9 protein-coding genes and 1 pseudogene are annotated in these 10373 nt (G+C 68.9%); 6 read left to right on the top strand and 4 right to left on the bottom strand.

Annotated features, from left to right (window positions below; genetic code table 11):
• The 4 genes and pseudogenes from B2R83_RS05010 to B2R83_RS05025 form a co-directional block, all read right to left on the bottom strand.
• Positions 1–196 (bottom strand): annotated as a pseudogene (locus tag B2R83_RS05010) (hypothetical protein); the annotation flags it as partial.
• Between the two features lie 3 nt (positions 197–199).
• Complete coding sequence (locus B2R83_RS05015) at positions 200–1819, bottom strand: ExeA family protein (protein ID WP_292038742.1); 1620 nt, start codon at positions 1817–1819, stop codon at positions 200–202.
• A gap of 28 nt (positions 1820–1847) precedes the next feature.
• Complete coding sequence (locus B2R83_RS05020) at positions 1848–2330, bottom strand: hypothetical protein (RefSeq protein WP_414674352.1); 483 nt, start codon at positions 2328–2330, stop codon at positions 1848–1850.
• A complete protein-coding gene (locus tag B2R83_RS05025) occupies positions 2331–2516 on the bottom strand; it encodes a hypothetical protein (RefSeq protein WP_036216035.1) in 186 nt (61 codons plus the stop codon).
• A gap of 293 nt (positions 2517–2809) precedes the next feature.
• Between B2R83_RS05025 and B2R83_RS05030 the strand changes: the two genes are divergently transcribed.
• The 6 genes from B2R83_RS05030 to B2R83_RS05055 all read left to right on the top strand — a co-directional run bounded on the left by B2R83_RS05030 (position 2810) and on the right by B2R83_RS05055 (position 10314).
• Entirely contained in the window at positions 2810–4048 is a 1239-nt protein-coding gene (locus B2R83_RS05030; protein WP_292038764.1) for a head GIN domain-containing protein, read from the top strand.
• Between the two features lie 262 nt (positions 4049–4310).
• Complete coding sequence (locus B2R83_RS05035) at positions 4311–5204, top strand: BadF/BadG/BcrA/BcrD ATPase family protein (RefSeq protein ID WP_292038766.1); 894 nt, start codon at positions 4311–4313, stop codon at positions 5202–5204.
• Positions 5201–6286, top strand: coding sequence for an N-acetylglucosamine-6-phosphate deacetylase (gene nagA / locus B2R83_RS05040; protein WP_209588157.1), 1086 nt, complete (start codon positions 5201–5203; stop codon positions 6284–6286). The genes B2R83_RS05035 and nagA overlap by 4 nt, the downstream gene beginning before the upstream one ends.
• A gap of 23 nt (positions 6287–6309) precedes the next feature.
• A complete protein-coding gene (locus tag B2R83_RS05045; RefSeq protein ID WP_209588310.1) occupies positions 6310–7320 on the top strand; it encodes an SIS domain-containing protein in 1011 nt (336 codons plus the stop codon).
• Positions 7321–7330: 10 nt separating this feature from the next.
• Complete coding sequence (gene nagZ / locus B2R83_RS05050) at positions 7331–8830, top strand: beta-N-acetylhexosaminidase (RefSeq protein ID WP_292038769.1); 1500 nt, start codon at positions 7331–7333, stop codon at positions 8828–8830.
• Positions 8831–9021: 191 nt separating this feature from the next.
• The gene (locus B2R83_RS05055; protein WP_292038772.1) at positions 9022–10314 is read left to right on the top strand and encodes a tetratricopeptide repeat protein; all 1293 of its coding nucleotides are present in this window, start codon (positions 9022–9024) and stop codon (positions 10312–10314) included.
• Positions 10315–10373: the final 59 nt, after the last annotated feature.

Consider the following 10373-nt stretch of genomic DNA (forward strand, 5'->3'; position numbering starts at 1 on the left):
GCGCCGGCTGGCGCAGCAGGAACAGCGCGCCGAGCGCCACGACGAGGGCGCCGGCGGCGATGCCGATGATGACCGGCTTGCGGCTGCTGCGTGTGTCCGCGCTCGCGTAGCTGGGCGGCGGCGCGTGGATGGTCGGCGCGTTGCCGAGCTGGCGCTCCGCCTGTGCCTTCTTGAGGGCTTCGAGGATGTAGGACATGGCTTATTTTGCGGTCTTGGACGGCCTGTCTTGGGCCAGCAGGCGCGGCTCGGGCACGCCGGAGAGCTGGTTCAGGCGCATGTAGGTGCGCGGACCGGCCAGGCCGTCCGCCTTCAGGTGCTGCGCGGCCTGGAAATGCTGCAGCCGCTTGCGCATGCCGGCATCCAGCACACTGCCCGGCTGCGGCGCCTGGGCCCCGTCCAGCCCTGCCAGGCGCCCGGCCAGCCAGTCGACGTCCGGCCCGCGCGCGCCCTCGGCCAGTTCCTCGCGGAAGGCGCGCGGCATGCGCCAGAAGGTCGTGAACTCGCCGCCGAAGCGGGCCACGAAGGTGGCCAGGTCGATCTTCTCGCGGCGCGCGCCGGCGCTCAGGGTCACGCTGTTGCCGTCCAGCGCGGACAGCACGGCGTAGCCGGTGCGCGGGCCGTCATGCAGGGTGACGACGGCCGGGCGGTCGAGCATGCGCAGTTCGTACAGGCCGCCGCGCCCCTGGTGGCAGCGCAGGTCGGCCTTGAGCGCCGCCTCGCAAGGCTTGTCTCCCGCCAGCGGCTGCCCCCACAGCGCCGCCAGCTCGCGCAGCGCATTGGCCTCGATTGCCTGCACCGGCGGCACGCTCGACGGCGCCACCGCGCTTGCCGCCACCGGCACCGCCCTGGCGGGCGCCTCGGCCTGCGCAGCCGGCGCGGACGTGGCCTTGCGCGCGGGCATGGCTTGCCAGGCTGCCGCACTGACGGCGGCCGCTGCCAGCACGCCGCCGGCAATCAAGGGCATGCGCAGGCGGCGCGCTGCGACCGGCTCGCCGGCGAAGACCTCGGCAGCCGCTTTTTTCAGGATCTGGCGCGTCACCTGAGGACTGTTCTCGACGTAGGCGCCGAGCAGGGCGCGGTCGCACAGCAGGTTGATGCGGCGCGGCACCCCATGCGTCAGCGCGTGGATCTGGGGCGTGAGTGCGGGCGGGAACGGCGATCCGCCGGCGCCGGCCACCGCCAGCCGGTGCGCGACATAGGCGCCGGTTTCCGCCTCGGACAGGGGTCCCAGGTGGTAGCGCGCGATCACGCGCTGCGCCAGCTGCTCAAGTTCGGGACGGGCCAGCATGCTGCGCAGCTCGGGCTGGCCGATCAGGATGATCTGCAGCAGCTTGCGTTCGCTGGTCTCGAGGTTGGTCAGCAGGCGCAGCTGCTCCAGCACCTCGGCCGACAGGTTCTGGGCTTCGTCGATGACGAGCACATTGTTCAGCCCCTGGGCGTGGGATTCCAGCAGGTAGCGGTTGATCGCATCGACATAGCCTTTCAGTCCGGGCGTCGCCACGCCGATGGGCGTGCCGGCCGGCGGCAGTTCGATGCGGAATTCGTCGCATACGCTCAGCAGCAATTCCTCGACGCTCAGGCGCGGATTGAAGATGTAGGCCAGCCGGCAGTTCTCGGGAATCTGCTCGATGAAGCAGCGGCACACCGTGGTCTTGCCGGCGCCGATCTCTCCGGTCAGCAGGACGAAGCCGCCGCCGCTGCCGATGCCATACAGCAGGTGCGCGAGCGCCTCGCGGTGGCGCTCGCTCATGAACAGGTAGCGCGGATCGGGGGCGATCGAGAACGGGGCGCCCTTCAGGTGGAAGTAGTGGTTATACATCTGCGATCATGCGGGTCCGGTTGGTGTCCTAGCGGACCGGCAGCGATTTGAACTTCTTGCAATATATCTTGCTTTTGTCATTCATGTAAGCGATGGTGCTGCCCGGGTTGGACACGCGCAAAGGATAGGGCGAGGCGTCGAGCGGCCGGTAGGCGATGCCGGCGCCGGCGCGGATCGCCCCTTCCAGCTCCTCCGGCGTACTCTCGGTCAGGGCGGCGATGAAGACCAGGTCGCTGCTGTCGTCGCTGACCATGACTTCCTTGACCTCGGCGCCCCACAGCGTGGCGTCGACCTTGAACCAGTACGCCCCGCCCTCGCGCTTGTAGGCCGGGCCGAAGGACGTGCTCAGGTAGTCGTAGAAATAACGGTTGTCGAGGTGGCTGCGGCACAGCAGCGCATTGCCGACGACCTGGCTGAAGGTCGAGGGCATGGCCTGCGCGGCCACGGGACCAGCCAAAAGCGCGCCCAGCAGCGCGGCAGCGAGTGCCGATGGGAAAGGTCGCACGGCCATTCAGAGCTTGGACAGCCAGGCGCGATTGGCCGCGATCTGGGCCTTGACCGCAGCCGGCAACGCTTCATAGCAGCCGGGATGCTGCTTGAGGGCGTGCTCGCGCACTTCCTTCTGCATGCCGTTGACGAGGAACACATACACGGCGGCCCCTTCGGCGTTCTTGCGGGTGCCCATATAGCGAATCACGGGAGTTCTCCTTCCATGGCCTGCATTATGACACCGCAAGCCCCGGCCCGGCCACGCGGCAGGCACGACAGGCGTCAAGGTGCGCTCTTGCGCCCGCGCAGACAGCCACACCCTGTTGCGGTCGAGCCACATCGGGACGCGCACGCGATGATCTTTCCGATACCGCCATGCCGCTCATCCGCAGGAATTGCACTCTGTTCCCCGTTTTCGCAGCTTCGTCGTTTTGCCGGGGCACGCCGGGCCGCCTTGCCTTATCGTTCAGGCTCCCGAATGCCGCCACCGACGACAAGAACATGACCACCGTCCTCAAGCCCGCCCTCCTCGCCGCCGCCATCGCCGCCGGCTTCCTCGCCACCCAGGCCAGCCACGCCGAAGCGCCGGCGGCGCCGGTGACGCTGCAGCGCACCGTGGCGCCGTTCAGCGCGATCGAACTCGCGGGCCCCTACGAAGTCGTGGTGCGCGCCCAGGGCCGCCAGGCGCTCACGCTGTCGGGCGAGCCCAAGCAGCTCGATGGGATCGAGACCTTCGTGCGCGGCGACACCCTGGTGGTGCGGCCGGTCGAGCGCAACGGTTTCCATTTCAGCTGGGGCAAGCGGCGCGCGCCGGTCGTCATCCACATCACGGCCAGCCAGCTCAAGAGCCTGGCGATGTCCGGCAGCGGCGACGTCGAGCTGGCCCAGCTGGCGGGCGAGCGCTTCAGCCTCAAGGTAGACGGCCCCGGCGACCTGCAGGCGGCGGGCGCGGTGCGCGAGCTGACGGTGCGCGCCAGCGGCAGCGGCGACCTCGACCTGCACCGGCTCAAGGCGGCCAACGTCGACCTCGACATGTCGGGGCCGGGCGACGTGCGCCTGTCCGGCGTCGGCAACCTGCTGACGGCAAGCGTGAGCGGGTCGGGCGACCTGGAGGCAGACGAGCTGCGCCTGGCGCGCCTGGACGCACGCATGCGCGGCCCCGGCGGCATGAAACTGTCGGGCAGCGCGCGCGAGCTGCGCGCGGAGGTCAGCGGCTCGGGCGACTTCGAGGCCTGCTCGCTGGCGGCCGGCGCGGCCTCCACCGTCCAGCGCGGCCCGGGCAGCGCCTGCGTGGCCGGCAACATCCGCCGCTTCGACGCTATAGTAGACGGCTCGGGCGACCTGGAAGCCGGCGAACTCGATGTGAAACGCGCGACCGTGAAGGCGCGCGGTCCCGGCGGCATCGAACTGGCCCGCGTGTCCGATACCCTGGACGCCGAGCTGCACGGTTCGGGCGGCCTGGACGCGGACCTGGACGGCAAGCGCCTGCTGCTCAAGATGACCGGCCCGGGCGCCGCCCGCCTCAAAGGCAAGGTCGAGCTGGTCAAGGCCCGGCTCAGCGGTTCGGGCAGCCTCGACGGCCGCGAGCTGACTGCAGTGCGCGCCGACATCGCCGTCACCGGCCCTGCCCATGCGAGGGTGAACCTCACCGGCCAGGACGGGCGCCGCGCCGAACGCGGAAACGCGGGCCGCGGCCAATTGCTGTTGGTGGACCGCAGCGGCAGCCGCCGCACCGAATAAGGCTCTAAGCAGTTCCTTCCAGCGCCGCCGCCCTGGCGGCGCCAGCTCCTCTTCCGTCAAGCATACCAGCCAATTTTCTCGCGCTGGACAATACCAGTTCCCGTACCAATGAAAATATTTGCAAAATCAATGACTTATGCAAATAACCTACGGTGATGGAGCCATATCTGCAGAGCAAATTTGCATACCAGTTAAATACCTGTTGACATCGCTCTAGCGTCTGCCTATAGTGCGCTGACTCTCCGGCAGAACCTTCCATACCATGATCGACTATCTCATCGGCGTCGACGGCGGCGGCACCGGCACCCGCATGCGCCTGGCCCGTCGCACCAGCGCCGGCCTCACGGAAATCGCGCAGGCGACCGGCGGCCCCTCGGCCCTGTCGCGCGGCATCGACAATGCCTGGACTACCATCCAGGGCGTCGTCGCCCAGGCCTTCGCCGCCATCGACGTCCAGCACATCCCCATGCCCTCCTGCGCCATCGGCCTCGGCCTGGCCGGGGTGCACAACAAGGAATGGGCGGCCCAGTTCATCGCCGCCAATCCCGGCTACGCCCTGCTGGCCCTCGACACCGACGGCTTCACCACCCTGATGGGCGCCCACGGCGGCTGCCCCGGCGCGATCGTCGCGATCGGCACCGGCAGCGTCGGCGAAGCCATGCTGGCCGACGGCAGCAAGATCGAAGTCGGCGGCTGGGGCTTCCCGGCCGGGGACGAGGCGAGCGGCGCCTGGATGGGCCTGCGCGCACTGAACCACATCGAACAGGTGCTCGACGGCCGCGTCGAAGGCCGCGCCTTCGCGCGCGAGCTCATCGACTTCTGCGGCGGCTCGCGCGACGCGGTGCAGGTCTGGCTCGGTCGCGCCAACCAGACCGCCTATGCCGGCCTGGCGCGCTTCGTGGTCGCGCACGGCGAGCTTGACCCGGTGGCGCGCGCCATCCTGGAACACGCGGGCCGTGAAGTGGCCAGCATCGCCGATGCGCTCGACCGTTCGCACACCCTGCCGCTGGCCCTGTGCGGCGGCCTGGGCGAAGCCCTGCGCCCCTGGCTGCCGCCTGATACCCTGGCGCGCTGCGTGCCGGCGCAAGGCGACTCGGCCGCCGGCGCGCTGCGCATGATCGAGCGCCATCTGGAACAACAAGGAGCAGCACAATGAGAGGCAACATCCTCACACCGAGCGGCTGGATCCACGGCGAACTGCGCCACGGCGCCCGCATCGACACCATCGACGGCCATGAAGTCGACCCGTCCGCGAACGGCGACGACTACATCCTCCCCGGCTTCATCGACGTGCACGTGCACGGCGGCGCCGGCCGCGACATGATGGAAGGCGGCGACGCCCCGCACCTGATCGCCGCCCTGCACGCCAAGCACGGCACCACCGCCCTGCTGGCCACCACCATGACCGCGCCGGTCGAGGACATCGACCGCGCCTTGAGCGCCATCGGCGCCGCGTGCAAGTCGCGCGGCAAGGGCGAGGCGCGCATCCTGGGCGTGCACCTGGAAGGCCCCTACATCAACTCGGGCAAGCTGGGCGCCCAGCCGCCATATGCGCGCGAAGCCACCCTCGATGAAGTGATGCGCTTCCACGCCATGGCCCCGATGCGCCTGATCACGGTGGCGCCCGAGATCGACGGCCACATGGAACTGGTGCGCGCGATCGCCGACGCCGGCATCCGGGTCCAGGTCGGCCACACCAGCGGTTCGTATGAAGTGGGCGTCCAGGCCCTCGAGCACGGCGCGGCCGGCTTCACCCACCTGTTCAACGCCATGCCCGGCCTGCACCACCGCGATCCCGGCATGGTCGGCGCCGCGCTGGCGCACGCCGAATACGCCGAGATCATCCCCGACCTGCTGCACGTGCACCCGGGCGCGATCAAGACCGCGCTGCGCTGCATCCCCAAGCTGTTCTGCGTGACCGATTCGACCGCCGCCGCCGGCATGCCGGACGGCGAATACATGCTGGGCCGCCAGGTGGTCCACAAGTGCATGGGCGGCGTGCGCCTGCTTGATGGCACCCTGGCCGGCAGCACGCTCACCATGGACCAGGCGCTGCGCAACCTCGTGAGCATCGGCCTGCCGCTCGCGGAAGCCAGCCGCCGCGTCTCGACCAACGCCGCCGACTACCTCGGCGAAACCCAGCGCGGCCGCCTGGCGCCAGGTTGCCATGCCGACTTCGTGGTGCTCGACCGCGACCTCAACATCAAAGCCGTTTATATCGAAGGAGAAGCCCAGTGACCGTCCCAGTTCCCACCTCGCTGATGTACCAGGAAGCCTTGTCCGCAGGGGACTGCGTGGCCCGGCAGCTGGCGCAGGACGCCGACCGCTATGCCGAGCTGGGCCGCGCGCTGCGCTCGACCAACTTCCACAGCGCGGTGACGGTCGCACGCGGCAGCTCCGACCATGCCTCGAACTACCTGGCCTACCTGATCATGGCGCGCATGGGCCGCCTGGTGACCTCGCTGCCGATGTCCCTGATCACGCTGTACAAATCCCCGCTGGTCACGCGCGACACCCTGGCAGTGTCGATCTCGCAGTCGGGCCAGAGCCCGGACGTGGTCGAGCCCATCCAGTACTTCCGCGACGGCGGCGCCACCACCGTGGCGCTGGTCAACGACGCGGACTCCCCGCTGGCCAGGGCCGCCGAATGGACCATGCCCCTGCACGCCGGCAAGGAACAGAGCGTGGCCGCCACCAAGAGCTTCATCGCCAGCATGGTGGCCGGCGCGCGCCTGGTGGCCGAATGGCAGAACGACCCGGAACTGAAGGACGGCATCGCCGCCCTGCCCGACGCCCTGCGGCTTGCGTCCCAGGCCGACTGGTCGGCGGCAATCGAGGTGCTGGCGCCGGCCCGCAACATCATGGTGGTCGGCCGCGGCATCAGCTTCCCGGTGGCGCTGGAATCGAGTCTGAAATTCAAGGAGACCTCGGCGCTGCAGGCCGAAGCCTTCAGCGGCGCCGAGATCAAGCACGGCCCGATGGCGCTGATCGAGGAAGGCTACCCGCTCCTGATCTTCGCCACCCGCGGCCCGACCCAGGCCGGCCTGGTGGCCCTGGCCGAGGAGATGCGCGGCCGCGGTGCGCGCGTGCTGCTCGCCGCCCCCGAGGATGTCGCCAGCCGCGACCTGCTGCTGCCGACCGCCGCCACGCCCGACCTCGACCCGATCGCGGCGATCCAGGCCTTCTACATGATGGCGGCCCGCCTGTCGGAAGCGCGTGGGCTCGATCCGGACAAGCCGCGCCACCTGAGCAAGGTCACCAAGACGAACTGAGCGACTGCCCATGAACGATTACCTCGACCTCGCCGGCCAGCTGATCATGGTGCGGCTGTTCGGCACCGAACTCGATGCCGACACCGACGCCTTCCTGCGCCAGTACAAGGTGCGCGGCGCCTGCCTGTTCCGCCAGAACATGGTGGATGCGTCGCAACTGACGCGCTTCACCGGCGCCTTGCGCGACGCCATGGGCTCGGAAGCCCTGATCGCCCTCGACCAGGAAGGCGGCGCCGTGGTGCGCTCGACCTGGGTGCCGGCGCCGCCGAGCGCGATGGCGCTGGGCGCGGCGAATGACCCGCAGCTGGCGCGCGAGGTCGGCGCCGCGGTGGCGCGCGCGGTGCGCGCACTCGGCTTCAACTGGAACTTCGCACCGGTGCTGGACCTGAACAACAACCCGCACAACCCGGTGATCGCCGAGCGCTCCTTCGGCGCCGATCCCGACACCGCGACCCGCATCGCGATGGCCTGGATGGAAGGCAGCGAAAGCGAAGGCGTGGCCTGCTGCGTCAAGCACTTCCCCGGCCACGGCGACACCCACGTCGACTCGCACCGCGACCTGCCGACGGTCGACAAGCCGCTGGCCGAACTGGAGCGCTTCGAGTTCGCACCCTTCCGCATCGCTGCGACGATGGCCTCGGCCGTGATGACCGCCCACATCGTCTACCCGGCGCTCGATCCGCACAACCCGGCCACGATGTCGCGCCCGATTCTCACCGGCATCCTGCGCGAGCGCTTCGGCTTCGATGGCGTGATCATCACCGACGGCATGGACATGCACGCGATCGCGCACCGCTACGGCGCCGGCGAGGCCGCCGTGAACGCGCTGGTGGCCGGCGCCGACATGGTGATGGCGATCGGCTCGCGCGAGTCACAGGTGGAAACCGTGCATGCGATCGCGGAAGCGATCCGCAGCGGCGTGCTGCCCCTGGCGGACGTCGAAGCACGCCTGGCGCGCCTGTCGAAGCTGGCCGCGGCGCATCCGGCCGGCCCGGTGAATTACATGACCGACATGGATGACCGCGGCCTGATGGCGCGCGCCTGGCGCGCCGGCTTGACGACCCTCGGCCAGCCCCAGCGTCCGGAACGCGGCGCCAGGGTGCGCCTGGTGGCGCGCGCCGACGTGGTCAGCGACGGCGTCTCGGAATCGGGCGTGCCGGCCGCCGCCATCGCGGCTGCGCTCGGCCGCCTGTACGAGGTCGATCTGGTCACCTTTCTTGACGCCGAATCCTTCGACTGGAGCGCCCTGCCGCAGGACGGCCGCTTCACGATCCTGGCCTCGACCTCGCGCCGCCGCTACGGCCCGCATGCGCGCGCCACCTGGCTGCCCGACCTTCACGTGGCGCTGTGGAACCCCTACCAGGCGCTCGACTTCGACGCCCCGGCCCTGATGACCTATGGCTTCGCGGCGCCCGCCGTGGATGCCGTCGTCGCCTGGCTGGCCGGCGAGATCGAGGCGCCGGGCCGCTGTCCGGTACCGGGTTTCGACGGCGCGCCCATCGCCATGTAGGGCGGCAATTGCCCAAATGAATGAGGTAACGTGATGTAACGACGCCCCCATGCTCGCGCACGCTAGGGCACAATTGCCGGGCCTGAAAATGGCAGTTTTATGGGACAATGCACATTTTGCCGGGATAGCATTCTCGCTATATTGCCGAGTATGTATGTCTCACCATTATCGACTTGATTGAAGGATTATTCATGGCCCAATTCCGTCTTGCCCGCCTCTGCCTGATGCTCGCCGCGATCGGCGTCTCCGCCCCGGCACTGGTATCCAGCGCCTACGCGCAGCAGAAGAGCGACGCGCCGGCTGCCGCCGCGCAGGCTGCGGCCAAGGACACCGTCCGTCCCGAAATGTTCAAGTTGCTCGACCCGGCCGGCATCAAGCCGCTGATCGACGCCAAGAACTATGGCGAAGTGAAGAACCGCATCGCCCAGGCGGAAGCCATGCCGAACCGTACCCCGTACGAAGACTACGTCATCAACCGCATGAAGCTGTCCCTGGCCCTGGGCTCGGAAGACAACGCTAGCGCAATGCCGGTCATGGAAGCGATCCTGGCCTCGGGCCGCCTGACCCCGGCTGAATCCCTGACCTACTACCAGGCACTGGGCGACGCCAACTTCAACACCAAGAACTACGCCAAGGCGATCGAGTGGTACAACCGCTACACCAAGGAAGGCGGCGACCCGGCCAAGGTGCAGCGCGCGCTGACGCTGGCCCAGGTCAACAGCGGCAACTTCGGCGGCGCCAAGGGCACCCTGATGGCCAACATCGAGGCAGCCAAGAAGGCGGGCCAGAAGCCGGCCGAGAACGACCTGCGCCTGCTGGGCCAGGAAGCCAACAAGGCCAAGGACACCGAAGCCTACATGTTCGCACTCGAGAACCTGGTCCAGTACTACCCGACCGACGACTTCTGGGTCGACCTGCTGAACCGCGGCGTGGCCCGTAAAGCCGGCTTCGACGAAGCCACCTATGGCCCTGCCATGCTGCGCCTGGAAATGGCTGCCGTGAAGCAAATGCCGCCGGAGCACTACATGTACCTGGCTGAAGTCGCCCTGCGCGACGGTTTCCCGGCCGAAGCCAAGAGCGTGCTGGATGCGGGCTTTGCCGCCGGCGTGCTGGGCAAGGGCAGCGATGCCAAGAACCAGACTGCAATGCGCACCAAGGCGACCAAGCAGGCTGCCGACGACGCCAAGACCATCGCCGCGGGTGAAGCGAGCGCGGCCAAGGCCAAGACCGGCGCCGGCCTCGTCAACCTGGGCTGGGCCTACGCCACGATGGACCAGGCCGACAAGGGTATCGGCTTCATCCAGCAGGGTATCGCCAAGGGCGGCCTGAAGTCCCCGGACGAAGCCAAGCTGCGCCTGGGCATGGCACAGGTTCGCGCCGGCAAGAAGGCCGAAGCGATCCAGACCTTCCAGGGCATCACCGGCAAGGGCGGCGCCGCCGACCTGGCCAAGTACTGGGTGCTCCTGCTGCAACAGCAGGCTTGAAGCGCGAGCGAGCGCTCGACCTGAGAAACCGGGCTCTGCCCTAATGCCGTTCAGTTAAG

The organism is Massilia sp. UBA6681 (genome assembly GCF_002454935.1).
In the GTDB taxonomy this organism is placed as follows: Bacteria; Pseudomonadota; Gammaproteobacteria; order Burkholderiales; family Burkholderiaceae_D; genus Telluria; species Telluria varians.